Origin of the sequence: Rhizobium sp. Root1220 (assembly GCF_001426265.1) — a bacterium.
Lineage (GTDB): Bacteria > Pseudomonadota > Alphaproteobacteria > Rhizobiales > Rhizobiaceae > Rhizobium.
Genome location: NZ_LMDG01000019.1, coordinates 1 through 23414, shown reverse-complemented (window position 1 = coordinate 23414; position 23414 = coordinate 1). Strand labels below are relative to the sequence as shown.

Genomic DNA, 23414 nt, shown 5'->3' with positions numbered 1-23414 from the left:
AGCGAGGTTCAGGTCCATGTTTATGGCATCTCCGGTAGCAGGATATCTTGGAAGTAGTGACCGCTTAGTCGTTTTGCAAGTCGGGGTAAATGGCAGCTCAACGAGCGTCCAAGAAAGACCTTGCTTTATCAGACGCCAGCCGAAAGATTTGCTGAGTGTGTTGCGGCGATCAATTGAACCCACTGCCCAAACCGGCCATGAACGGACCCTCTGCACATGTCGGAGATGGAGTGGGAAGGGGCCTGGCAGCTTCGGGGGGCCGACCGGGATAGCTGCCGCTCAGCAACGGAAAACGCGAACCCAATTTGGCCGATCAGGTCTCCAAAGCTCTTGATGCCAGCATCCGGGATTTAGACGGGCAATGTCAAGCAATGCATCGGACCGCCAAGGCTGTACTCGGGAAGCTTCGCGGGCCCTCACGCTCCCCCGCGCAATACGCCGCTTTGACTGCGTCCCGTAGCCGATCACGACTCTTCTCGGGCAAGGCGTCAAAAAAAGCACCGAACCTCCCCTGGCCGTACGCGGTCGGATACCAGAAGTCATCGAAGTCGGCGTAGTCCATCGAGATGGTGAGCGTCGTCTCAACCACATGCATGAAGCCGGCACGCTCGAACGCCTTGCGCAGCTCCCCCGCGCCGGTCAAGGGTCGCCGAGCCGGCGCTATGGCTTCCGCGGTTGGCTCGTAGAGGAGGACCGTGTCCCAGAACAGACGCCAGCTTGGCATGCCCCCAGATGCCCAAACGGTCGCCGCTGCCAGTGCGCCGGCTCGAAGAACGCGGCGCATCTCAGCTATTGCGCGATCAGCATCCGACACGAAGTGGAGCACCAGAAGGGAATACGCGGCTTCGAACGAATCGGCTTCATACGGCAGGGCACAGACGTCGCCTTGCCTAGCTCTGATCCTGGGGTCGTTCGCACGCCCGCGCAGAGCGGCAACGAAATCTTCCGCGAAATCAACCGCGTCGATTGTCTCAAGCCCTTTATAAGCGGCCAGCGGGAAGGTCAGGCTGCCCGTTCCGCATCCCGCATCCAGAACGCGGCCGCGCGACGGAACGCCGGCGAACTCGAGAAATGGCATGGCAAGCCGCTGGCTCCAGCGGCCCATGCTCGCCTCATAATTCTCAGCACCCTTTGCGACAAAGTTTGAAGGCATCGCGCTGACCGGATTTACTGGTATTGGCGGGCGGCATCATGCCTTGGAAATCCACTCAGGTGAAGCGATCCGATCTCTCGAGCTCTCCGAGAGGAGCATCGTTCCCCCGACCATTGTCGGTAGTAAGGGCGTGGCGAGCGGGCCGAGAAGCTGGCCTGGAAAAGGGTTCGCCAGACTTCGGGGTCAGGCAACGGATCGTTCGCGGCATGAGGCTGCATGAGCACGGCTCCGTTCAGGTTCAAGTCAAGGCTTTCAAGCCATTTTGAGAACGTCGCAACCGACTGGTCCGACGCCATGTCGACGGCGATCACCCGGTGTCCCTCGCCCGGCAGGGACATTTGGAGCGACGAGAGGCGGTCAACGTCTCGCGCGGCAAGAACGAGCTGGTGCCTGGAATTGGCGAGGCGTTGGCTCACCGCCGACCCGATCCCCCCGCTTGCACCCGTGATCAGAAAGGTTGACATCTACGGTCCCCTGCTGGACGCCTGTGGCGGGTAAAGTCATCCGGGTCATGAAAGCTGTCAATACTTGTCTGTCGGCAGCTTCGGCCGCCACTGTTTGCTTGTACCAGAAGGGGCGGCTTTCCGGAACTCATTCAGGACCAAGGGCGCTTTTCAGCCTTTTCGCGCTACCTGCTACAGATTAAGTTGAGGGCGAAATATCTTCGCTGTCGTCCTACGGTCAATCCTCCCCACTAGACTTTGAGTCCATCTCGGATGGCGTGGGCAAGATGTGAGGCACCGCTGCGAGAATGATTAAGACGATCGCGGTCGATAAGACGGCAGTTACCTCCAATCCCAGACCGGCCATTACGCCGATCGCGGCTGTCGCCCAGATACTGGCCGCTGTGGTGAGCCCTTCTACCTCGCGCTGCGCCGAGCGGATTATGATAGCACCCGCNCTTCGTCTCCCACGGTCGCATCCTTATGTCGTTCGCAAATTTGGCATGTAAACGAGGTGCCATACAAACGCTGCGCTGGCAACTTCACTGCCGCCGTCATCACCCGTGAGGGTAGCGTTTGTGCTGATAGGGGGAATAACAGCCATCTCGTCGGGGTTACGGAAAGCATTTTCGGTCTGGGCTGGCGGACCTTAAAGCTGGTCATGTCCCCTTTGTGGCATTTGCTACATAATCCCGCGTAATTCCACGCATAAGATCACTCACCCGGCTCTGCTTGTGGTCATTGACGATGGAGGTGAGCGTGGCGGGTCAGATCAGTAAACGGATCGACGCCGGTGGGCTTACAAGTTTCGATGAGCGGGCGATGGTCGCGCAGCCCGCCGCTCCCGCGTCGCGTCCTGCGAACAGAGCATTCTTCCGATTGCGAGTTATCGGCCGGATTCTCGACGACGCTGCTATCGACCTCGATGCGGACGTCAACATCGTCCGGCAAATTGGCGGCGTCCAACATACTAGAAGTTTATCAAACTCTGCCTCGGCTCGCCCCCCGAATTTGTGGCCCGAGTCATTGTGCGCAGCTATTCGATTGCTGTCGGCGCTCTCGCCTCAACGGAACCGGAGTCTACGCCAATCGAGCGCGCCGAAGATGATCTCGGGACGGCTGGCTTTCTTGATCGCCGGCTCCGAAACCGGTGGATCAACGATCGCCGCTGCAAACTCTACCGCATCCTCGGATGCAGGCAGAACCAGCTTGCCCTGTCGCGCCATCGTTCGCCAGGGGGAAAGGAGGTTCGGCTTCAGGCCGTGGCGCTCTGCGACTTCATTCACCAACGCTCCGGGCCGAAGGCTCTCCGATACAATCAGTGCCTTGACCTCGTCCGGCCAGTCCGACGAACCTCACGTCCATGCTTCCTGGTAGTGAGAACCTCCAATGTGCTCTCCATGTAGAAACTCCCGTTGCTCGTCCATGGATAGGCGATCACAGATCAGGGCAGCGAGCACAACGTGCGAGCAGAACATCGGTTACGATCAAAAGACATCAAGTGTCGCTTGTTGCGCCAGATGAACAGGCCTGTCTGAGGAGGCAGCGATGTTTGGGGCCCGCGCGATTACATCCGAAATGCGGACAAGGTCGGCGACGGTGCGTACACTTAGCTTCCGCATAATGCTTCCACGGTGGACCTTCACCGTCGTTTCGCTAATGCCAAGATGGCCAGCTATTTGCTTGTTCATCTTTCCCGCCGCGACTAGGGGCATTACCTCCCGCTCTCGCTTCGTCAGTCGCAATACCCGACTGTGAACGGAATCTAACGCTTCCGCGGCGTTGCGGCGACCGCGATCGAGGTTGATGGCCTTTGCCACGACGTCGAGAAACTCCTGCTCTCGAAATGGCTTGACCAAAAAGTCGATTGCCCCAGCTTTCATCGCACGAACAGTCAACTGGACATCGGCGTGCGCAGTCATAAAGATCGCCGGCACCTTCGAGCCATTCGCCACGAGCTGCTCATGAAAATCCAACCCGCTCAGACCGGGGAGACGTATATCGAGAACGTAGCAGCTCGGAGTTTTACCCTGATCGTATCTTTGATCGAAATCATCCACGGACCGATAAAGCTCGCACCGGAAATTCACCGACTGCAGTAGTTCCTGGAGTGCTTCGCGGATCGCATCATTGTCTTCAATAATGACGACAACCGGAGTGGTCTCGCTTCGGGCGGATGATTGCCGAGAAGCATTGTGGTTGCATGATGATGCCAGTCTGGCGTCCGATAACCGTCGATCCGGCACCCTATTCCCGAAATTGTCCATGACGCTGCGCTCCTTATCGGTTGAGTCCTATTCAAGACTTGAGACACTTGATCTCAGCGGCATTTGATTACTCTGAAGATCTCATTCGCTGCGGTCCAAAGTGTACAAAGCGCTGCGTCGGCGCGCTATTACGAGTTTCTATTAGGTAACGTCGACGGAGATCGAAGGATGCTCGCGCGAGTACGATATGACGTTGCCGACATGGTCGCTGTCGGTGCATCGCGCTTCCCCCCGACACTACAAACGTACCCGGACAAAGCATGGGCGTGGCAACGCTTACTGTGAATCGGTGGAGGCTTCTCAAGAATCGTGCGGAAGTAGAGAACGGCAATCCGGTTCGCGTAGGGCAGCATGTCAGGCCACGGGAGATGACATTCAGGTTTCAAGTTTTCGCCGTTCATTGTCACGGGTGTCCCGCGATGGAGTTCCACGCCAAACCCCTACACGCTCGCAGAGGCCAAGGAACTCGCTTCGGCTCGGGGGAGTTCAACAGGGGCTGAGCGCTGACCGACCAATCAATTGGCGAGCGGTTCAGCCCGTGGAGATATGGCTACGGCAATGGCTGCCACGAGTTCTTGGCTATCGAATGGCTTCCGGAAAAACCGCCCCACGGGCAATTCGGCAACGCGGCTCTGTGTAGCAATTTCGTGCGTACCGGTCATTAAAATGACCGGTAGGTCCGGTCTCAGTGCATTTACCTCATCCTGCAATTCGAAACCGTCAAATTCAGGCATGGTGATATCAGTGACCAGACAGTCGATTGCCGGCAAACTGCCGCCGTCCAAAAATGCTCGCCCTGATGTGAACGCGCGTACTCCATAACCAGCTGATTCAAGAAAGTCGCCCAGAGATACAAGCAGTCGTGCGTCATCATCGACGATCGCAACCACTGATTTTCTCGATGTCATTTCGCGGGAACTCCTGCGTATCGTGAGTGAGTAATCGGGATTTCAAGCTTGGCCGCGATCCGAACAAGCTCTGCGAATGACGTCACTCGCATTTTTTGCATTACTCGGCCGCGGTGAACCTGGAACGTTATCTCACTTATTCCAAGCTCCGCCGCTCCTTGTTTGCTCAGTAGCCCACTGACAATCAGCGGCAACACTTGCTGCTCACGCGGAGTGAGTTGTTGGAAACGATCCTTCAAGTCTGCGAGCACGTCGCGCTCTTCGCGGCGTTCGCGATCTTGTTCTATTCCGGCCAGGACCGCGGCGATCAGATCGGCGGAGTCGAATGGCTTGGTCAGGAAATCTACGGCACCACGCTTCATCGCAGAGACTGACGATGGAATATCCCCGTGGCCGGTGATGAACACCACGGGCGGGTGATCATCATTTTCGATTTGAGCCTGGAAATCGAGGCCGTTTACATCGGGGAGCTCCACGTCCAGAACGATGCATGCGGGTACTTGGGGACGCGGAAGCTCCGAGTATTCCCTCACTGACCCGACTGCGATAGACGTCAAGCCGACCGAGCTCAACAGTTCTCCTACCGACTCCCGCACCTTGGGATCGTCATCAACGAGAAAGACTATGTGATCTGCATCTCTATCCATGTTTGTTTGGCACCGCACGGTTCCGCATCGCTGTCCACGGTAGTTAAATTGCGCGCGCTGCCCCCTTTTTTCGCATTAGAACCCAGTGGCTCGCTCAACCCTTCCTTGCGCGGTAACTCGATCGCTCGACTTGGATCGTATCAGAAATTTGACAGAAGGAGATGTTATAGAAATCTATAATACGGCTCTTCCAAAATCGAAGATCGGAACCGAACTTCTTCACCATTGACGGCTTCAGTGCCGGCAGAATTGACACCCGGCGCGTTAGGTCGCGTCTGCCCTCGTGCCGGCCGGCAGGGAGAGCCAAAAAATAGCCCCTTGCGGTTCATTCTCGGTGATCCATAGCTTGCCACCATGCGATGCCGCGATCGTCTTACTGATCGCCAGCCCCATTCCCATTCCCTGCGACTTGGTCGAATAGAATGCGTCAAAGACCTTATTCCGGATCTCCTGGGAGATGCCGGGACCGGTGTCGTAAACGGCGACAGATATGAGATCCTCCTCCGTCCTACTCGAAGCGATGATCAACTCACGATGGGTTCCCTGATGGGCGGCCATAGCTTCGATGGCATTGATGCTCAAGTTGAGGATGATTTGCTGAACCTGCACGCGATCCGCGAAGACGGTCGGCAGGGAGTCGCCGAGTCTGAGCTGGACCGAAACGTCCTTTTTGAGTGCTTCCGCGCTGATCAGTGATGCGGTTTCGGCAATAATCCCGTTTAAATCGATGACCTCGGTCTTCGGCGGGGACTTCTTTACGAGAGCGCGTGTGCGCTCAAGGACCTCCCCTGCCCGGTGTCCTTCACTAACTACCCGCTCGAACGCCCGACGGGCAGCGTCAATGTTGGGGGGATCGGTAGCCAACCAGTTCAAACCCGCTGAACCGCTGGTGACCACTCCTACCAGCGGCTGCATCACGTCGTGCGAAATGGCAGCCGACAATTGTCCGGCTACAGCAACTCTGTTCGCGTGTGCCAGCTCCGACTGTAGATCGCGATAGCGGCGTTCACTTGCGCGAGCAGCAACTTCAGCCTCTCTGCGGGAGCTTAAATCAAGAACGTACGAGACGCCACTTTCACACTCCGTGTCGCCGAACGCGGCCGCGCCCATGAGAACCGGAACCCGGCTGCCATCTTTTCTCAGGAATTCCTTTTCCCAGGGGGTCGCGACACCAGTCGTCTTGACCTCTTCGGCTACCCTTGCATCGTTCGTCCATTCTTCCGGAGGCGTCAGGTCCGTCCAGCGCAGTCGCCCTGCTGCGAGATCGTCGCGATCGAAGCCGATCATTTCAAGGAAGGAGTCGTTAGCCTCGAAGATCTCGCCATCCATCGTCCACATGAAGACGCCGATGATATTGGCATCCACAAGACGACGAATTCTTGCCTCCCGCTCCTCCAGATCGCGATAGAGGCGTGTGTTCTCAAGCGCGATGGCCGCGTGCGAGGCGATCAGCTTGAGAATAGATAGCCTACTCTGGGTAAAGACGCTGGTCGCGAGATTGTTTTCCAGATGAAGCAGCCCCAACAGCTTTCCCTGGTTGACAAGCGGGAGCGTCAGCAAAGAGCGTACCCGATGCTGGCGGATATAAACGTCGCGGGAGAACGCACTGTCGGCAAACGCATTGTCCAGGATTACTGTCTCTTTGGTCCGGTTCACGTACTGAACCACAGTATCCGGTAGTTCGATTGAGGTTTCGGCGTTTTCGCGATGTCGGACAACGACGCCGTTTGCTGTCATCAAGGCTTCTGCCTCGGCTGCATGTCCCGCCCCGCCTGCAAGCACGAGGACGGCTCGCTCCGCACCGGCGTGTTCAATGGCGGTGCGCATCAAGGTATCTACAAGCCTTTCGAGAACGATCTCGCCCGAGACCGTCTGGGCCACTTTGATGACCGTCGCCAAATCGAGCTGTTCTACAGCAGCCAGCGTCGTGCTGGAAGGAAATGTCAAAGGTGAATCGCCGTGAAGATCCTGGTGCTGTTCGTCCAGTTGTCGCACCTTCGCAGTCGCGCCCCAACGCGCGTAACACGCCCGCGCCTCGAGCAAATAGGAACGTGCGAGTTTGTCCGAACCCCGCCCGGAGTGAAATCGTGCGGCTGTTTCATTGGCGATAGCCTCATACTGCACGAACCCATTCATGCGCGCCAGGCGAATGCTCTCATCATAGAGTCGCTGAGCTTCCGTAGACTTGCCCTCCAGCCGCGCGATCTCCGCGGCGAGCAGCACATGCTTGTCCGCGAAACTGGGTGAACGGGCCTCCCGCGCCCAGGTGTGCAATTGGGCATGATGTCCGGCAATTCTCTTAGACATCGCCTCGCGTTCGCGCTCAGGCGCGCGATCAATGAGTGTCGCCAAGGCCAAACCGCTAAAATAATGGTAGTCCATTTGCTCGATCTGCATATTCCTGATCGACGGATTGGATTGGACCTGGTCGGCGGCGGTCAATGCCTTCTCGTAATCCCCCGCTAGGACGTGGACCATCGTCTTGCGAGTCCAGTACCACCACATCACCACGGAATTCTGTGTCGTAACGAGTTCGGATTCAAACGCGGCCTCATCGAAGCCCTCACCGGAATAGCTGGCTAGGCCATGGGTCCGTCCGCGCAGGCTTGCCACCGCTCGCTCAGTAGCGATAACGAGATCGGCTCCCGCTCGAAATCCGGTTTTACGCGCGAACTCAAGTGCCTGCGCACACTCCCCGTCGACGTCCTCGAGGTTCTGACCACTGAGAAATACGTGCAAAACGATCACTGAAGCTTCAAAACAGGCGTAATACAGGTCGCCCGCTTCTACGCCTCCCCGAAACGCCGTCCGCAGCCAATCAAGGGCCGACGGTAACGGCTCTGTCCAGGCCGCAGCGAGCCCTGTCAGGTGGTTCACCCGCGCTGCATCGACGGGGCTGTTACGTTCAGCTGCGAGTCGACCTGCGAGCTTAGCTATCCGGTATCCGTCCTTGTAGCGACCGAAGGCCGGGCCCATGACGTAACCGAGCAAAACCAGTCCCTGTGCCGAGGTACTCGCCGCTCCTCGTTCCAGACACAGATTAATCATCCTGCAGATTACAAGGATCGTCATATTGAAGTTCGTGAAGTAGGCAGGCGGCTGCATCTCGGCGAGGAGCCGCATGGCCGCCAACGCCTTTGGATCGGTCATTGCGGGCAAATCGCCAAAGCTCTCTATCGGACGCCCTTGCAGGTTTTCCCAAATCGCCCCGTATTCTCGCGTTACGTCGTCCCAAGATGGGCGCAGTGGCAGGTTAATCCCGAGCAACCTTAGACCTTCGATTGCGTTCCCGACCGCTCCTCTATTGTCTGATTTCACGACACAAATCTCGACCTTGATCCGATAAATTGCTGCCCTGTCCACATCGCTCATGCGTCGCGCAAGCAGCACTTCGACCATTCGCTCGGTCTGATCGACGTCGCCACTGCGGAACGTGCATTCAGCGTGCTCTAGTGCGAGAGCGAAAGCGTGGTCGTAATACAAGTTCCAGGCTTTCTCGCCGAGCTGCACTGCGCCGTATGCGAGGTAGCCGCAAGCTGCGGCATAAGCGGCGGATGCTTTAGCCTTCCGACCTGCCCTCAGGTTCAGCAACGCAACGGTCGCTCGTTCCGAGTGTGATGCGTCGGCGGCCTCTCCCCGATTGAAGTGGCTGACGATTTCGAAAAGATCTGCCTCGATCTCGCCCTCATCCAAGGTCGCCAGTAACCGAGAGCCGATGGCCCAGTGCGTCGTGCCTCTCTCCCGTTCGGGAATGGTGGAATACGCTGCTTCGTGAACACGGTCATGCGCAAACGAGTAGGCATCCTCGCTCTGGTAAAGCAGGCCCGCTCGGAAAGCCTCATGCAGCAGGGTCTCCGTCTGGTTCCCGGAGTAACCCGTCATCCGTTGGAAGGTCGCGATCTTGACGTTGTTACCGATGCCTGCAAGCTGTTTCAGAGCCTGCTGTGAGCCTTCGGAGAGGCGGCTGATACGCTCAACCATGAGATCCACCACGCTGCCACTGACGTACTTGGCCCCGATTCGATCAATATCCCACCGCCAGCCAGTAGCGCTGGCGTCGTAGTAGAGCACCCCCTCGTCTACCAGAGAGGCGACGAATTGCGTGGTGAAGAACGGATTGCCACCCGTCTTCGCAAAAACTATCTCAGCGAGGGGCTCAACTTCTTCTCGCTGAGCATCCAATGCATCGGCGATCATTCGGCCGACGTCATCCAGGCCCACACCGCGCAAGGTGATTACCTCAGTAGGTATGCCCGAGCTGCGGACTGTCTCAAGACGGGTAGCCAAAGGATGTTCTGCGTCGACCTCGTTGTCTCGGAACGCGCCGACCAACAACAGACTGCTAGGTTCAGCCTGATCCGCCAAGCTTTCGAATATGTCCAGTGTCGCGGTATCGAGCCACTGAAGATCATCGATGAAAAGTACAAGAGGATGTTCTGGACGGGCAAACACCCCGATAAACTGGAGGAAAACCTGACGAAAGCGTTTCTCTGCTTCTCGCCCCGACAATTCGGGCACTGCCGGCTGCTTTCCGATCACATGTGCCAGTGCGGGAATGAGGTTCACCATCAAACCACCATTGGCACCTAGCGCTTGCGAGAGTGCGGTCCGCCATTGCGCAAGCTCGACATCGCTCTTGCTAAGCAATTGACGAACCAACGCCTGAAAGGCCTGCGTTAGCGTCGCGTAAGGAATACCCTTCTGGTACTGATCGAACTTGCCTACGGCAAACAGTCCACGCGCAGATACCAACAATTTATGCAGTTCGTTGACGACGGACGACTTACCAATACCAGAATAACCCGACACGAGAACCAGCCCGGAAATACCAGTCGTTGCGACCCGTTCGAAAGCCGCGGCAAGTCTCTCTACCTCTTGCTCCCGCCCATATAGTTTCTCGTGAAAGATCAATTGATCGGGCGCTTCGCCCGCTCCTAGATCGAACGGCTCAATTTCTCCATGCGCGTCCCACTGTGCGAGACAGCGTTGAAGATCCGACCGTAATCCCTCCGCACTGCGGTACCGATCCTCGGACGCTTTGGCGAGCAACTTCATAACAATGGAAGAGATTTGAGGAGGAATTCCCGGCCGCCTTTGGCCGGGAAACGCGGGTTGGCGAGCGACATGGCAGTGAATCCATTCCACTGGATCTGCAGCAACAAACGGGAGAACGCCGGTGAGCGTCTCGTACAAGGTGACACCAAGTGAATAGAGATCGCTACGAGCGTCGATCGAGCGGTTCATTCGACCGGTCTGCTCGGGTGCCATATATGCGAAAGTACCGGCGATTATCTCGGGTGGCGCGGGCGTTTGACGTTCTTTTGGTAGTCGCGAAGCGATGCCAAAACCCGTGAGCCAAACGCGGTCGCCGGAGGAGGAGACGAGAATGTTACTCGGTTTAATGTCCTTATGAAGGAGCCCGGCGGCGTGCAATTTTGCAACCGAATCGGAGATCGCAATGGCAAGTCGCAAAAAAGACCGGATATCTACAAACGCGCCGAGCAACCGCTTCAGGCAATCGCCACCCGGATCCTCGAAGGTCAGGCTCGTGACCCCGTTAGAAACCTTGAGCTCGTTCGGCCGGACGGCCCAAGAACTATCAAGGTGAGGTCTGAGACTGAGCTCATTCGATAAACGCGCCGCTATCTCGCGCGATCGCCGCGTGTCAACCGGGCCAACAACTAGATAAGGAGGGCTTGCTTTAATGCGGACAAGAGCTCGCTCGTCATCTTCCAAAAGCACTTGGAAGCCTGTTTCTTGGTCGTCACTGATCCAATGCGGCAGAGTCATTGTCCCCTCCGGCATCTAGGTTTCGGGCTGCGCAACAACAAGCTTGAGTGAGTGAGACAGGTCTCGAGCAAGGAAGAACTAAAATAAAGGCTGACACGGGCTGATTGTCAACAATCAACAAGTTGCATTGCGCTGGAATTGCTGCCGCTGGTGAACTTACTACTTCAGTGACGAGAAGCTAAGTCTTCTCCGAGTTCTTGTACTACGAGAGTGCGTTACCGACCGCCATCAACTATTCCATTTTCATCCAGATGCACGGGCCATCGCTCAACAGCTTCCCGCCCGGCGGCAATCACATTCGCCCGAAAGACCTCTCCTGCGGAGCGGGCGTCACCTGAAAGCAGCCCGTCGACAAGCGGTTGATGCTCTGCCACTAGCCTCGTAATGGCACCGGCAACCTCATTCCCCACCACAATCAACATCTGGATCTGGGCGTCCACTCGCTCGTACTGGGTTTGCAAACGATGATGGCCCGCCGAGGCTACCACGGCTTTGTGAAACGCGAAATCGGCGATATCAGCCTGCTTCCCATCCAACTTTTCGCACGCTGTCCTGAGACGCTCGAATGCTCCAGTTATCAACTCCGGATCGAGCACTTTCCTACCGATTGCATCCGCAACTAGTTCAGCGGCTAGTCCCTCGAGCGCTGCTCGCAGAGTATATAATTCCCAGGCGTCTTTGGCCGAAAATCCTGTCACTTCCCACGAAGAATATGGACGCTGGTTTACCAAGCCTTCGGTGAGAAGTTTCTGCAAAGCCGAGCGTACGGTACCTCTGGAGATACCTAGCATCTTCGAAAGCTCGATCTCGGTGAGGCGGCACCCAGGAGCATAGCGTCGAGACACTATCGCGGACCGAAGTTCATCCGCGGCGCGGCTTTCAAGGCTGCGACGCTGTATCGCGCGAATGGGCTGCTCCGTGACCATGCGCGACTATATGATGGCGGATTGTCAACAATCAACAAAAAAGCATGGGTCGTTGAGGTGTTGCTCGCTTACATAGGCCGGGTATTCCGCCTTGGCGGCGTTTGCAATGTTCTCATCGATTTTGATAACCAATATTGGCTCTACTTTCGAGGTCGTCCCCAGCAACTTCCCTGTCGGATCGATTGCAAAGCCGCCCCCTCCAAACATCCCGCTCGGACGTTCAGAGCTATCTGCGCGGTTCGAGCTGACGACATATGATCCCGCAGACGCCGCTGCTGTTACCGCCGCCGCATGCCACAGGACGTGGTTGCCGCCCGTGGCTCTAGGCGATACAATCAACTGCGTACCTCGCTGCCCGAGCAACCTCGCACATTGATTGAACATTAGTTCAGTGCAGAGGAGAGCTCCAATTGAGGTGTTTCTGCTGACCTGCGGATTGAAACCAGCGCGAAAGCGCTTGAACCATGAAGCCTCTTCCCAACCTGGTTCAGCCGGGAAGAGATGCTTCTGATGCAAGAAACGATAGTTTCCATCTTCCAGGAGAAACGCTTCGTTCGCCAATGCATCCGAGCCCATGACCGGTCTCGAGGAAACAATCGTTCGCGCATTGAGCCGCGAGAGCGCATCCAACCCCTCCTCGTGCAACCTTACCCACTCATGAGCAGGTTCGCGCGAGAAACCCTTGGTTTTCGGCAACCAGATTCCGAAAGGCATTTCGTTCGTCACAAGAATATCGGGACGAAGATCATTGACACGATCAGATATTCGCGACCACGCGTCAGTGCCAGGCAAAAGCCCGTCTTCCCATTCAACGATTGCTATGCGCGTCATTCCAGTCCCCGGTACGAAAATTTGCTAAAATCGGAACACCAAAATCAAGTGCCTGACATGGTGGTGCTTTTCTCGTGCAAGCGAGCGATCAAAGTCTGAAGCTCATCAATCGATGCGACGAGACGACCCGCAGTGCGACGCGCAGCCGTGACATCAAAATCGTCCTTGTCGAACCAACGCACATTCGCGTGAATTCTCAACGACAGCGACGTCAGGCAAAGATTCACGTTGTGAAGCTCGCTCGACATTCCGGCAGGAGGCTGCAGATACTCTGGGACCTCGGTGCCGTCAGCGCCTCGGTCCTTCGCAATTCCGCTGTGGCTAAGACTCATGTCACGCATCGTTGCCTCCCTCGGATTTCTCGACAGGCCCACGAGAGGCCAAGCAAAGCTCGGTCCAGCCCCTTCATCGACGAAACGCCAATCTTCGCTTTTTGGCTACGAACGATGCCTTGCGGCTGGCCTCTTTGCATCGACAATTGGTTTTCCAACGCGTTGTAGCGAGCGTCTGCGATTGTCCTTAGGCTGGATCGTCTCAGTTTTTGGCGCGAGCGTCCATTATGATATTCTATCGGTGGATATGGATAGCGACCCATTCTGTCGTTCGAGATCCCCAGCCATACCTATGGGTGGGGAGTCGCGCCTCCCGCACCGCTGATGTCAAGGATCTCGTACACATTCCGTACCATTGAGGTCGCTGGGCAAACTTCGATTGTGCTTAAAAACGGGCTTCAGCTCGAACAGAAGATCCCAAACCTTCGGTACTTGGTGTTGCACGACGTTTGGTCCGCATCTGGTATCACAGAAATTTTCGAATCCGCGCAGTCGGTCCAAGCAACCACCACCGCTCTAAGGCTGTCCGTCGGGCTATGCCAATATCCGAAACTGTCTCTTTCTCGGCTGCTCGGGCTACAGACCCTGACTTTCGGTCGATGCTGATCAGTCCAACGGCTAGGTGCCGGCATTGCGGTGCGGGATTAGGCTACCCGAAATCAAACCAATGCGGAGTCAGACTCATGTTGAGACAATTCCGACGCTACGAAGCAACGATGCTCGACCCTGCGAGGCCGCTACTGCCCTTTCGCGCAGTCTTCAGGGGCATGGCGTGTCACATACGACGGCTACAACGCCGAGGACTGGGGGCAAAATGTGCGCCGGCCGGCGCTGGTTAGATTCCAGCTCTATCCGCCCCCGCCTGCCATCGATTTGACCTCATGGCTGGGAGATCGGGCGACGGAGCAACAACAGCGAGATTGCAGGTTTGCCCTGCACCAAACACCGGACAGGAGTGATATCAATGGCAACAGTTCTATGCGTTCTATTTCCAGACCCCGCGAGTGGATATCCCCCGGAATATGCTCGGAACGACATGCCCGTTATCACCGGATATCCGAACGGCCAAACTTTGCCGTCCCCTCGTGGCCCTTTGGGTTTCAGGCCTGGAGACCTTGTCGGGAGTGTCTCGGGCGAATTGGGCCTTCGTCCCTATCTTGAAGCGAACGGTCACAAACTCATCGTGGTTAGCGACAAGGATGGCGACAGCTCCGAATTTGAGCGTCGGTTGCCGGAGGCCGACGTCGTAATCTCCCAACCCTTCTGGCCCGCCTATCTGACTGCTGAGCGCATCGCCAAGGCACCGAACCTGAAGTTGGCGCTTACGGCCGGCATCGGCTCCGACCACGTGGATCTCAGTGCGGCGGCGCATCGCGGCGTGACGGTAGCGGAGGTCACGTTTTCTAATTGCATCAGTGTCGCAGAGCATGTCGTAATGACGGTCCTTTCGCTAGTCCGCAATTATCTTCCTGCGCACGAGATCGCTGATAGCGGCGGTTGGAACATCGCCGACTGCGTTAGCCGCAGCTACGACCTGGAAGGCATGCACTTTGGAATTATCGGCGCAGGTCGGATCGGCCTTGCTGTCCTGCGTCGCCTTAAACCATTCGACGTCCATCTGCACTACCATCAGCGGCATCGGCTACCGACAGACGTGGAAACCGAGTTGAACCTTACATTTCATCCGACGCCACAGTCTCTCGTGCAAGTATGTGACGTGGTTAGTGTGCAGACGCCGTTATATGCCTCGACGGAGAATATGTTTGACGACCGCATGTTCTCGTTGATGAAACGCGGTGCATACCTGATCAACACCGCTCGCGGAAAACTCTGTGACCGCGACGCCGTCCTACGGGCAATCCAGAGCGGCAAGCTCGCGGGGTACGGCGGCGACGTGTGGTTCCCCCAACCAGCGCCGGCGGATCATCCGTGGCGAAGCATGCCTCACCAAGGTATGACGCCACACATCTCCGGGGCTTCACTTTCGGGACAGGCCCGATACGCCGCCGGGACATTGGAAATTCTACAGGATTTTTTCGAAGGAAAGCCGATACGACCTGAATACCTCATCGTCGACGGTGGCAATCTCGCGGGCGTGGGCGCTGCTTCCTACCGTCTCACCTAGTGGATGCTCTCAACTGACGCTTAGGAGTTTCGTAAGCGCGAATTTCTATGCGCCTTCTGAGGCGCAGTGCTCTGATGCATGAAGTGTCCACCAAAAATAGGTTCGATATGACCCTGCTTCTCGTGATCAGCTCGTCGCAGCGTGTTTAGAACCCGGCGTTTCGGTCTCTCGGCTAGCACGGGAGTACGGTGTGAATGCCATGTCAAAAAGCCACAACGATCCAACGAGCAAGCCTCCCGGCCGAACCTCCAAGATGGAGATCGTATGTCTTTCTACCGCAATTTTAGGAACAGCGTTCTGGGCGTTCTTCCTATTCGGCGGCTCAATTGATGCGGCAAAAGCTGCCCCTGATCCTGCATCTGCAATGTCCGTCATTTCGCCGAGGCAAACTGTCCCTTACCGCCAGCCAGGTCGCCCCGATCCAGACGTGCTGGGCGTCATTGAGATCACGCCGCCGATCTATCGTTTTGGGGCTGCGCATCCGCAGTTCTGACTTGCAACAAGCTCGCTTTTCTGAATTCACTCGGCTTTAAACCCACGACCTTTTTGAAGGCCTTGGTAAAAGCGGCCTCTGAAGCATAGCCAACAGTCCGAGCAACATCGGCAATTCTAATCGAGTTCCTCTCGAGGAGCCTGGTCGCCTTGTAAATGCGCCAGCCAGTCAGATAACCGAGCGGCGTTTGATCCGTCTTATCCTTGAACTTCGCTGCAAAAGCAGAACGTGACATCCTTGCGACTTTGGCAAGCAAATCCACGGTCCAGGGCTTTTGCGGGTCGGCATGGATAGCTTCGATCGCAAGCGCAAGGTTCTTGTCTGACATGGCGGCCAGCCAACCCTTATTCGGTATAGAGCACTCTGTCGCAAATGCCCGTACAGAGTGAATGAAGAGCAGTTCAAAGAGCCGCCCAATGGCTGCTTCTGTCCCGAGGTGCGGGTTCTCCGTTTCGCACGCAAGTAGCTCCAGCACCGATTGGAATGCCAAAGTCCTACTTTCCTGCTTTTTCAGGTGTAGAGACGCGGGCAATACATTCAGGAGTGGCTTGACGTCTGAACGATCAATTTCGAAAAATCCGCTAATGAACGTGGTGGCGTCACCCCCGCCGCCAAACTCGATACGACTGCCCACGCGAAGAGCCTCGACGTCGACGCATGGCGTCACTACCGAGCTCTCATGGTCGAAAAGCTGATAGGGTTCGTTCCCAAGAAGGATGAAGACATCGCCGCTGCTCAACGGCACCGGTAGCGATCCACTCCGTGTCGTCAATACACCACTTCCCTCAACAACGAGGACAAACTGAATGGCGGGACTACCGTCCGACTTCAGCCCCCACGGTGCAAGCGCACTCAATCGCGTGAAACCTGCCTTTCGTATACGCATCAACGACAGGATTTCAGAAAGAGGGTCCAACCAACAGGTTCCTATAATGGACGGTCGCGCCAAACTTTGGGACGATACGTGCTGAGGGGTATTGCTGACCGACACTATATGGTGCCGGGAAAGGAGACTACCAATGCAATCTCAACTGGCCCTGATAAACACTATTCGAGGGCAGAAAGCCAAATACTGCCGCTTCGTGGACACGAAGAGATGGGCCGATTTTGTCGATCTAATTGCTGATCGAGCAACCCTTCGGTTTTTTGCCCCTGACGGGTCTCTCTTGTACGAATTTGACTCGCGTGCCGAGTGGATGAAGGTGATGGAGCCGTTCCTCGAGGGCGCTCAGACCATCCACCAGGTGCACAACGATGAGATCGAGGTGATCTCTGACACAGAGGTGCGCGCGATTTGGTCTATGGAGGACTATCTGCTCCTGGCTCCAGGGAATGATCGTCCGCAGTCGATACATGGCTTTGGCCACTATCATGAGACCTGGCGGCTTCTGGACGGGAGCTGGCGATTAGTCGAACTTGAACTTCATAGGACCATTTTGAGCGTAGTGCCGAGGACCTAGTCCATCCGATCAGTGGTCGCGGCCCGTTCGGATCCAAGGGAAACTGGGCCCTTTATTCTATCAGGCTCCTCTCCAGCTATTTCACCAATTCAACTCAGGCAAACTGAGGCGTCCTCGGAAAGGAAATTTATGCAAACCTGGTTCATCACCGGCGCGTCCAGCGGACTTGGAGCGGCCATAGCTGAAGCGGCATTGGGGGCCGGACATCGCGTGGCCGCGACCGCTCGGGATAGCGCACGCTTGAGACGGCTGGTCGCCGCCCATCCCAAATCGATGCTCGCACTATCGATGGATCTGACAAAACCCTCGGAAATTATGGCGGCTATAGCAGACGCGGAGGATTGGCAGGGCGGTATCGACGTTCTCGTAAACAACGCCGCAATCGGTTACGTGGCAGCCATTGAAGAGGGTGAAGAGGACAAAATCAGGAGGCTATTCGATACCAACTTCTTCGGCGTTGCGAGCACGATAAGGGCAGCACTTCCCGGCATGCGCGCCAAGCGAAGTGGCACGATCATCAACGTCTCGTCCCTGAACGGGTTGGTAGCGATGCCCGCACTCGGCTACTACAGCGCAACGAAATTCGCCTTGGAAGCGCTCAACGATGCCCTGCATCAGGAAGTCTCGCCACTCGGCATCAAAGTGATGTCGATCGAACCTGGCGGCGTCCGCACGGGCATCATAGAACGCAATCTGCGAAGCCCGAGGATCGATGCATATGGCCCAACCGCTCATGCGATCATCGATCTTCTGGAAAGCGACAGGCAGGGCGTCTACGCGCCGAGCGATCCCCATCGTATTGCTGATGTGCTCATTCGGCTGGTGGAATCCGGAGACCTGCCGCTTCGTCTTAGCTTAGGTGCGGACAGCTGGTCCGCGATAATGGCCAAGCTGGAATCCCTCAGTTCTGATTATGAAAAGTTCAAGGACGTGTCTAACAGCACTTATTTCAGATAGCGACCGAACGAAATGAGGCTCTCAGGTGAACTTGGAGATACAGCAAGACGGTTCCTAGAGGATTCAAAAATGACCTATTTGTTAGTTTTCCTTGGAGCCGGTATTGGCGGAGTACTTCGGCAGGCGGTTAACGTGCTTGCGGAAGCACGGCTTGGCGCTGGTTTCCCCGCCGGAACATTAACGGTCAACGTCACCGGGTCAATCATCATGGGCGTGATCGCGGGCATCTTCGCTTTGCGAACCGATCTGCCACAGGATCTCAAGTTGTTTCTGACGACGGGCATTCTCGGCGGGTTCACCACTTTTTCAACTTTCTCGCTCGACTCAATAAACCTTTGGGACCGTGGGCAGGAGGGGCTAGCCCTGGTTTATGTCATCGCGTCATTGCTTCTCTCGCTCTCTGGGCTCGCGTTGGGAATGATTATCGTTAGGCTGTTTCAGAATGTGTCCATGTGAGTCTAGGCTGGGCCGGCACGAACGACCGACAGAGGCCACTAGCTGACGCTGCATGAGCATTTTCTGGAATGAAACGCCGACAGGAGCCTTTTCGCAGGTTACTACTGCCAATCGTTCCAAGTGATGACCCCAGGACGATCTTGATCGCAGCCAGAATACCTAAAGACACGGGATCAATACCTTTCGTCCCTTGCAACATGGTCCGCCGATTGTCCGACATCCGGACGGTCGTTGAACGCATCATTCACCGCAGGCAACAACTCGGCGGTTATCGGCTATTCTACCGAGTGACCCTCAAATTGACGAAATCGGATCTGGCTTGGATCCAGTTTTTTCTGGCGAATAGGGCGTCATTGGCCATGAGGGTGGCTGGCCGATGTTTACTTGATGGCTTGACTGATGCGGTGTCCGAAGATCTTCGTCAGGAGGCCGGAGGGAGCTGCCGCTTCGAACGGGGACGGCCGGAGGAGGAGTTGACCAGCCTTCGAGAATGAGCGCCGCTGCATCAGCGCAGTAACGCCCATCCCTGATATTCCGGATGCAACCAGGATCATTGCGACGATTACAAACTGGTAGACACCCGCGTACAAAGGGCTTGCGCCTGATACCAACATCCCCGCCATGACGCCTGGAATCCAGACCAGACCCAGCGACTTCAACATATCCAGCCGGGGAAGCAGGCTTGCATAGACGGCGCTCTGCACATAGGGCGAGACACTCACCTCGGGAGTGGCACCAAGGCACAGAGCAGCCTCAATCTGCCCAACATGCCCATAAACGTCAGACTTGAAGCGTTCCATGGCCTGTGCGCAGGCGTTCATGCTGTTGGCAATAATCATGCTGCCGACTGGGACCAAAACGGTGATATTCGCGTCGAGGCATTTTGTCAGGAGCATGAAGACAATCGCGGTGATGCCGCCTGCTCCGACCGAGTATAGCGAAATTTCGAAGGCGTAGGGTAGCTCGGGAAATCTGTGCGATGCGGTGAACGCCGCCGCGGTGACCATTCCGAGAAGGATGAGGGCTCCGATGAGCAAGCTCCCTTTCAGCAGCAGGCCCAGTAACAGCCCCACCAAGGACATCTGGATCAGGCCTCTGATGAGCGAGACCGTCGTTTCCCTTTCAACCCGTACACCAAAGTAGCGACAGAGAACGACCACCCCGAGGCACAAACAGATTGCTGCTGCCGCTTGAGCGAGACCTATCAGAACCTGGTGATCAAACAATGCTGTGGGCATCTAGCACCTCCTTGCTCGGCCCTAAGGCGACGACCTTTCCACGCGCCATGTACATTGTGCGCTTGGCGAGGCGTAAAGCCTGAGACGCATTGTGCGTGACCAGGATGCAAGCCATCTGCTCGTCGCTACTCACCTTGAGGATGAGTTCCTCGATTGCCCGCCCGGAGTCCTCGTCCAGCGCGGAGGTCGGTTCATCGAGCAAAAGAATGTTGGGACTATTGGCGAGCGTCCGCGCGAAGGAAATGCGTTGCGCCTCTCCGCCGGAGAGCGTGTTCACATCGCGACCTCCGTATCCCGGCAGACCAACTTTGAGCAGGAGCTCGTCGATCTCCTGGTCCCGGAGGGTTTGGTGTCGTTGGGCCGGACCAAACGACAGATTGCCGCGCACTGTTCCGGGAAAGAGGTTCGCGGTCTGCATCACCATACCGACCCTCCGCCTGAGGTCGGGTGTATCGATTTGCCTGTAGTCCCGCCCCTTGAGGAAAATCGTTCCTTCCGTCGGTTCATCCAGGCGATTCACCAGACGTAAAAATGACGACTTGCCTGCGCCACTTGGGCCAGTCACCGCCAAGATTTCAGAATGGCCGACAGCGACGCTCACATCGTCCACCAGTACCCGGCTGCCCAACTTCCTCGTCACACCCCGCGCTTCCACTAACCCTTGCCCGCCATCTGCAAGGCAGTCAGGATCGGAAACGGCGTCAGCACTATCAATTGCCGGGTTCATCAAATTATCTCCTGCAAAGCCCAGATCGATCCAAGTTGCGACTGTGCTACCGGTAGCTAGCGAGGATAGGCCGGAACCCAAGCTCCTGTAACTGCCCCTTGGTGTAGGTCAGATGACCCATCGGGTGACGGTTGTTTTATCGTGAAGCTTCCCTTGTGGAAGTTTGGGTGGCATTTGTGCAGAGGCGCACTTTCCTCTCGAACGGCCGGCTGCATCCCGGCAGCCAACCGTGTCCGAAGGGACCGACGCTGGGTCACGACCTATCCCGTCGCCGAGGGCTCGGACCTCCCGTTTCATCGCGAGACGTGTAGGTGTAGACAGCCCAGAATGGCCGCCTCACCAGCGACGAGGCGGCCGCTATATTTCGTTGCTCAAAATCGAAGATTCTCGAATTGAGATTGCCCAGGCTAGCATCGCCAACAGGACGAGCCCGCCCCAAGCGAGAGCGAGCGACGGAACCAAGCCCCAGCCACTAACTGAAAGCGCACCGCATACCACCCCAGCAATGAACGAGAGCCATGAGGAGCCGTGAACGAAAGCGCCCATCGCGCCGCCCCCGCGCCCCCGCAACGTATGCGCGAGGGCCTGACCGAAGCCGAATAGCGCTCCCGTAACAAAGCTCTTACCGGCGTCGGTCCCGGAGATATTCTGATGCATAACGTTTTGCATTCCCATGGTTAGGGCAATAAGCGTTAGCGCCAGCGTTGGATGCCCAGCTGCCGCCAATGCGATCGCGGCAGCGCAAAGTGCTGCTTCCAACACTAGGAGAGCCATTATCGGTCTCAGCGTCGCCTCGGCGACGAGCGTTCCAATAAACGATCCGCTAACGAAGGCGGCGACTACAAAGCCCGCATTCAGCGCGCTACCCCACTGCCCGGCTGAGAATGCCATACCGAGATGCGTACTATTGCCGCTCATAAACGAGACGTAGAGGTGGTTGAGATACGTGTATCCAACTGCATCCAGAAATCCTGCCAATGCGGTTACGCACGATGCAAAGACGAGATGAAAGGTTTGTTTGGGTGGACCGTTGCTCGTGCGAGCATCAAGGTGATCGTGGATCACGGTATCTTCCCGGGTAGCGCCCGCTCCCTGAAAACGGAGCGGGCATCATCTAACTATCGAACGACGGGTTGGCTGGTCCGGCGCAGAGCCTTCATTACCGTCTCGTCGAGGCCGAGGTGACCACGGATCAGGTCAGGTGGGGTAAGCGCCATCCACTGGTTTAGCGAAACGTCACTGCAGATGCGGCTATTGAAAACGTTAATTACACGCACCGGATCCTCGCCTGTATTTTCGATGTAGTGGCCAAGGGTCTTGGGTACGAAACCAACGTCCCCTGCTCGATAGTCGAAGGTGCGAGCCTTGTTGGTCGCGTCGAAGATCGTCATGCGTGCTTCACCCTGCACGTAATATTGCCACTCGTCGGCGTCCGGATGCCAATGCATCTCCCGCATCCCACCAGGTTCGATCTCGATGATCAGAGCTGAAAGAGTCGTCATCGGGAAGACGCGAGAGTCAACGGTCTTGACGGTCCCCCCGCTGTAGCGCTCGGGTTCGATCTTCGAAGCTAGCAACACATAGGGATGCGGCGGTGGACTGTTGGGCAGTTGACCACGCACGACATCGAGCGGTTGGGGAACTGGCAGACGGAAAATGTACTTCTCAGATTTTGGGATGTTCGCAAAATGATCGCTACTGACCCCGAAGTTCTTTGCCAGCACGCTCAGTGGGGTGTGCGCCAGATACTCGGTTATTAACAAGGTCTCATTTTCGGAAAAGTTACCATCGTCGAACACCAGAAGAAACTCCGTCCCGTCTTCCATGCCTTGAATGGCATGGGGAATACCGGCGGGAACAAGCCACATGTCGCCCGTGGTGAGGTCATCGATCGACACGTTGCCATCAGGGTCGACCACCGTCAGGCGAGCCGTGCCATCCAGGATGTATGCCCACTCTGCTTCCTTGTGCCAGTGGAGTTCGCGAACTACCCCAGGGCCAAGGCGCATGTTGACGCCAGCCATTGACTTGGAGGCCGGGAAATCCCTCACCGTCACCTCGCGCGCCCATCCCCCGTCTTCCAGCCGATTGTGCGCCAGGGCAAAGGGAAATTTCAAGTTTGGTAAAGAACCGTTATCCGTATCGGGTGGAAGGAGAATGTCCGGATTCTGCAGATCTACCGGTAGGTTGCGTGGGCCGGGATCGTTCGAACCACGGGTACCGCGGATCGGCTCTACTCTCGTCTGATCGTTCATGATGGCAAATCCTCTTGGACCGTTGGAGCGGCCATTCTTCGTGCGTTACCCGGACTGGGCTCTAGTGAGTGCTTTCCGATGCACCTGCCGCTCGTGACCAAGGTAGAATTGCAGCTTTCCCGGCGGGATGATTGTCGAAATCGCTTGAGAATGCCTAATCTTCCGACCAAACAGCATCCATGTGACGACCAAGAATAAAACGCGTTGGCGGGAAGATTGAAAGGATGTTCGGCAGATCGGGATCTTCGAGCAGCTCTATCGGATCGAAAAGCAGGCACGAGAGAGCAAGCCCAACATCGGTGAAACGCAGGCCGATTGCGTTCGCCGTTTCCGGCAACAGCATAGCTTGCCTGTCCTGGCCGCACTCAGTCATGGCTCGACAATATCGCGCCGAAGGTCGTACCGG

20 protein-coding genes and 4 pseudogenes are annotated in these 23414 nt (G+C 56.6%); 7 read left to right on the top strand and 17 right to left on the bottom strand.

Annotation, left to right across the window (positions count from 1 at the left end; genetic code table 11):
• Positions 1 to 364: 364 nt before the first annotated feature.
• The 12 genes and pseudogenes from ASC90_RS14215 to ASC90_RS14165 all read right to left on the bottom strand — a co-directional run bounded on the left by ASC90_RS14215 (position 365) and on the right by ASC90_RS14165 (position 13306).
• Positions 365 to 1153 (bottom strand): class I SAM-dependent methyltransferase, encoded by a 789-nt coding sequence (locus ASC90_RS14215; protein WP_056541457.1) that lies wholly within the window; start codon positions 1151 to 1153, stop codon positions 365 to 367.
• Positions 1154 to 1167: 14 nt separating this feature from the next.
• Positions 1168 to 1617 (bottom strand): SDR family NAD(P)-dependent oxidoreductase, encoded by a 450-nt coding sequence (locus ASC90_RS14210; protein ID WP_056541454.1) that lies wholly within the window; start codon positions 1615 to 1617, stop codon positions 1168 to 1170.
• Between the two features lie 217 nt (positions 1618 to 1834).
• The gene (locus ASC90_RS29990) at positions 1835 to 2038 is read right to left on the bottom strand and encodes an MgtC/SapB family protein (RefSeq protein ID WP_244480390.1); all 204 of its coding nucleotides are present in this window, start codon (positions 2036 to 2038) and stop codon (positions 1835 to 1837) included.
• Positions 2039 to 2306: 268 nt separating this feature from the next.
• A pseudogene (locus tag ASC90_RS29985) lies at positions 2307 to 2532 on the bottom strand (transposase domain-containing protein); the annotation flags it as partial.
• A 128-nt stretch (positions 2533 to 2660) separates the two neighbouring features.
• Positions 2661 to 2927 (bottom strand): annotated as a pseudogene (locus ASC90_RS14200) (transposase); the annotation flags it as partial.
• A 156-nt stretch (positions 2928 to 3083) separates the two neighbouring features.
• Entirely contained in the window at positions 3084 to 3863 is a 780-nt protein-coding gene (locus ASC90_RS14195; protein WP_082519916.1) for a response regulator, read from the bottom strand.
• A gap of 515 nt (positions 3864 to 4378) precedes the next feature.
• A complete protein-coding gene (locus tag ASC90_RS14190; RefSeq protein ID WP_056541448.1) occupies positions 4379 to 4771 on the bottom strand; it encodes a response regulator in 393 nt (130 codons plus the stop codon).
• Positions 4768 to 5418: a response regulator gene (locus ASC90_RS14185; protein ID WP_056541445.1), complete on the bottom strand. Its 651-nt coding sequence runs from the start codon at positions 5416 to 5418 to the stop codon at positions 4768 to 4770. The genes ASC90_RS14190 and ASC90_RS14185 overlap by 4 nt, the downstream gene beginning before the upstream one ends.
• Before the next feature lie 264 nt (positions 5419 to 5682).
• Positions 5683 to 11208 (bottom strand): AAA family ATPase, encoded by a 5526-nt coding sequence (locus ASC90_RS14180; protein ID WP_056541442.1) that lies wholly within the window; start codon positions 11206 to 11208, stop codon positions 5683 to 5685.
• Positions 11209 to 11423: 215 nt separating this feature from the next.
• Entirely contained in the window at positions 11424 to 12134 is a 711-nt protein-coding gene (locus tag ASC90_RS14175) for a GntR family transcriptional regulator (protein WP_056541438.1), read from the bottom strand.
• A 24-nt stretch (positions 12135 to 12158) separates the two neighbouring features.
• Positions 12159 to 12965, bottom strand: coding sequence for a carbon-nitrogen hydrolase family protein (locus ASC90_RS14170; protein WP_056541435.1), 807 nt, complete (start codon positions 12963 to 12965; stop codon positions 12159 to 12161).
• Positions 12966 to 13009: 44 nt separating this feature from the next.
• Positions 13010 to 13306 carry a hypothetical protein gene (locus tag ASC90_RS14165; protein ID WP_056541432.1) on the bottom strand — a complete coding sequence of 99 codons (297 nt, stop codon included), beginning with the start codon at positions 13304 to 13306 and terminating at the stop codon, positions 13010 to 13012.
• Positions 13307 to 14261: 955 nt separating this feature from the next.
• Here ASC90_RS14165 and ASC90_RS14155 point away from each other — a divergent pair.
• The 3 genes and pseudogenes from ASC90_RS14155 to ASC90_RS29390 all read left to right on the top strand — a co-directional run bounded on the left by ASC90_RS14155 (position 14262) and on the right by ASC90_RS29390 (position 15915).
• The gene (locus ASC90_RS14155; RefSeq protein ID WP_056541427.1) at positions 14262 to 15422 is read left to right on the top strand and encodes an NAD-dependent formate dehydrogenase; all 1161 of its coding nucleotides are present in this window, start codon (positions 14262 to 14264) and stop codon (positions 15420 to 15422) included.
• A gap of 103 nt (positions 15423 to 15525) precedes the next feature.
• A pseudogene (locus ASC90_RS28855) lies at positions 15526 to 15621 on the top strand (transposase); the annotation flags it as partial.
• Positions 15613 to 15915 (top strand): hypothetical protein, encoded by a 303-nt coding sequence (locus ASC90_RS29390; protein WP_200950903.1) that lies wholly within the window; start codon positions 15613 to 15615, stop codon positions 15913 to 15915. The pseudogene ASC90_RS28855 and the gene ASC90_RS29390, both read left to right, overlap by 9 nt.
• On the opposite strand, the gene ASC90_RS14150 is transcribed toward ASC90_RS29390, so the two are convergent.
• Positions 15869 to 16831 carry an AraC family transcriptional regulator gene (locus tag ASC90_RS14150; RefSeq protein ID WP_056541424.1) on the bottom strand — a complete coding sequence of 321 codons (963 nt, stop codon included), beginning with the start codon at positions 16829 to 16831 and terminating at the stop codon, positions 15869 to 15871. The two genes, ASC90_RS29390 and ASC90_RS14150, sit on opposite strands and share 47 nt — an antisense overlap.
• 103 nt (positions 16832 to 16934) lie before the next feature.
• Here ASC90_RS14150 and ASC90_RS14145 point away from each other — a divergent pair, with 103 nt between their 5' ends.
• From ASC90_RS14145 to crcB, 3 genes are all read left to right on the top strand, one after another.
• The gene (locus tag ASC90_RS14145; RefSeq protein WP_082519914.1) at positions 16935 to 17375 is read left to right on the top strand and encodes a nuclear transport factor 2 family protein; all 441 of its coding nucleotides are present in this window, start codon (positions 16935 to 16937) and stop codon (positions 17373 to 17375) included.
• Between the two features lie 129 nt (positions 17376 to 17504).
• Positions 17505 to 18332: an SDR family NAD(P)-dependent oxidoreductase gene (locus ASC90_RS14140; RefSeq protein WP_056541421.1), complete on the top strand. Its 828-nt coding sequence runs from the start codon at positions 17505 to 17507 to the stop codon at positions 18330 to 18332.
• Between the two features lie 69 nt (positions 18333 to 18401).
• Positions 18402 to 18788, top strand: a complete 387-nt coding sequence (crcB, locus tag ASC90_RS14135; RefSeq protein ID WP_056541418.1) for a fluoride efflux transporter CrcB — start codon at positions 18402 to 18404, stop codon at positions 18786 to 18788.
• A gap of 380 nt (positions 18789 to 19168) precedes the next feature.
• Here the strand turns inward: crcB and ASC90_RS14130 are convergent, their stop codons facing one another.
• The 4 genes from ASC90_RS14130 to ASC90_RS14115 form a co-directional block, all read right to left on the bottom strand.
• Complete coding sequence (locus ASC90_RS14130; RefSeq protein WP_056541415.1) at positions 19169 to 20026, bottom strand: ABC transporter permease; 858 nt, start codon at positions 20024 to 20026, stop codon at positions 19169 to 19171.
• The gene (locus tag ASC90_RS14125; RefSeq protein ID WP_082519913.1) at positions 20007 to 20753 is read right to left on the bottom strand and encodes a phosphate ABC transporter ATP-binding protein; all 747 of its coding nucleotides are present in this window, start codon (positions 20751 to 20753) and stop codon (positions 20007 to 20009) included. The genes ASC90_RS14130 and ASC90_RS14125 overlap by 20 nt, the downstream gene beginning before the upstream one ends.
• Before the next feature lie 357 nt (positions 20754 to 21110).
• Positions 21111 to 21818, bottom strand: a complete 708-nt coding sequence (locus ASC90_RS14120) for a YoaK family protein (RefSeq protein WP_056541413.1) — start codon at positions 21816 to 21818, stop codon at positions 21111 to 21113.
• Between the two features lie 53 nt (positions 21819 to 21871).
• Positions 21872 to 23008 carry a cupin domain-containing protein gene (locus ASC90_RS14115; RefSeq protein ID WP_056541409.1) on the bottom strand — a complete coding sequence of 379 codons (1137 nt, stop codon included), beginning with the start codon at positions 23006 to 23008 and terminating at the stop codon, positions 21872 to 21874.
• A gap of 244 nt (positions 23009 to 23252) precedes the next feature.
• Between ASC90_RS14115 and ASC90_RS29125 the strand changes: the two are divergent.
• Positions 23253 to 23414: pseudogene (locus ASC90_RS29125) on the top strand (transposase); the annotation flags it as partial.

Excerpts from the sequence above, each read along its gene's own strand:
- ASC90_RS14155 (WP_056541427.1), top strand. The coding sequence starts at position 14,262 with ATGGCAACAGTTCTATGCGTTCTATTTCCAGACCCCGCGAGTGGATAT.
- ASC90_RS14170 (WP_056541435.1), bottom strand. The coding sequence starts at position 12,965 with ATGACGCGCATAGCAATCGTTGAATGGGAAGACGGGCTTTTGCCTGGC.
- ASC90_RS14180 (WP_056541442.1), bottom strand. The coding sequence starts at position 11,208 with ATGACTCTGCCGCATTGGATCAGTGACGACCAAGAAACAGGCTTCCAA.
- ASC90_RS14130 (WP_056541415.1), bottom strand. The coding sequence starts at position 20,026 with ATGCCCACAGCATTGTTTGATCACCAGGTTCTGATAGGTCTCGCTCAA.
- ASC90_RS14145 (WP_082519914.1), top strand. The coding sequence starts at position 16,935 with ATGCAATCTCAACTGGCCCTGATAAACACTATTCGAGGGCAGAAAGCC.
- ASC90_RS14115 (WP_056541409.1), bottom strand. The coding sequence starts at position 23,008 with ATGAACGATCAGACGAGAGTAGAGCCGATCCGCGGTACCCGTGGTTCG.
- ASC90_RS14125 (WP_082519913.1), bottom strand. The coding sequence starts at position 20,753 with ATGAACCCGGCAATTGATAGTGCTGACGCCGTTTCCGATCCTGACTGC.
- crcB (WP_056541418.1), top strand. The coding sequence starts at position 18,402 with ATGACCTATTTGTTAGTTTTCCTTGGAGCCGGTATTGGCGGAGTACTT.
- ASC90_RS14215 (WP_056541457.1), bottom strand. The coding sequence starts at position 1,153 with ATGCCTTCAAACTTTGTCGCAAAGGGTGCTGAGAATTATGAGGCGAGC.
- ASC90_RS14210 (WP_056541454.1), bottom strand. The coding sequence starts at position 1,617 with ATGTCAACCTTTCTGATCACGGGTGCAAGCGGGGGGATCGGGTCGGCG.
- ASC90_RS14190 (WP_056541448.1), bottom strand. The coding sequence starts at position 4,771 with ATGACATCGAGAAAATCAGTGGTTGCGATCGTCGATGATGACGCACGA.
- ASC90_RS14175 (WP_056541438.1), bottom strand. The coding sequence starts at position 12,134 with ATGGTCACGGAGCAGCCCATTCGCGCGATACAGCGTCGCAGCCTTGAA.
- ASC90_RS14185 (WP_056541445.1), bottom strand. The coding sequence starts at position 5,418 with ATGGATAGAGATGCAGATCACATAGTCTTTCTCGTTGATGACGATCCC.
- ASC90_RS14140 (WP_056541421.1), top strand. The coding sequence starts at position 17,505 with ATGCAAACCTGGTTCATCACCGGCGCGTCCAGCGGACTTGGAGCGGCC.
- ASC90_RS14195 (WP_082519916.1), bottom strand. The coding sequence starts at position 3,863 with ATGGACAATTTCGGGAATAGGGTGCCGGATCGACGGTTATCGGACGCC.
- ASC90_RS14165 (WP_056541432.1), bottom strand. The coding sequence starts at position 13,306 with ATGCGTGACATGAGTCTTAGCCACAGCGGAATTGCGAAGGACCGAGGC.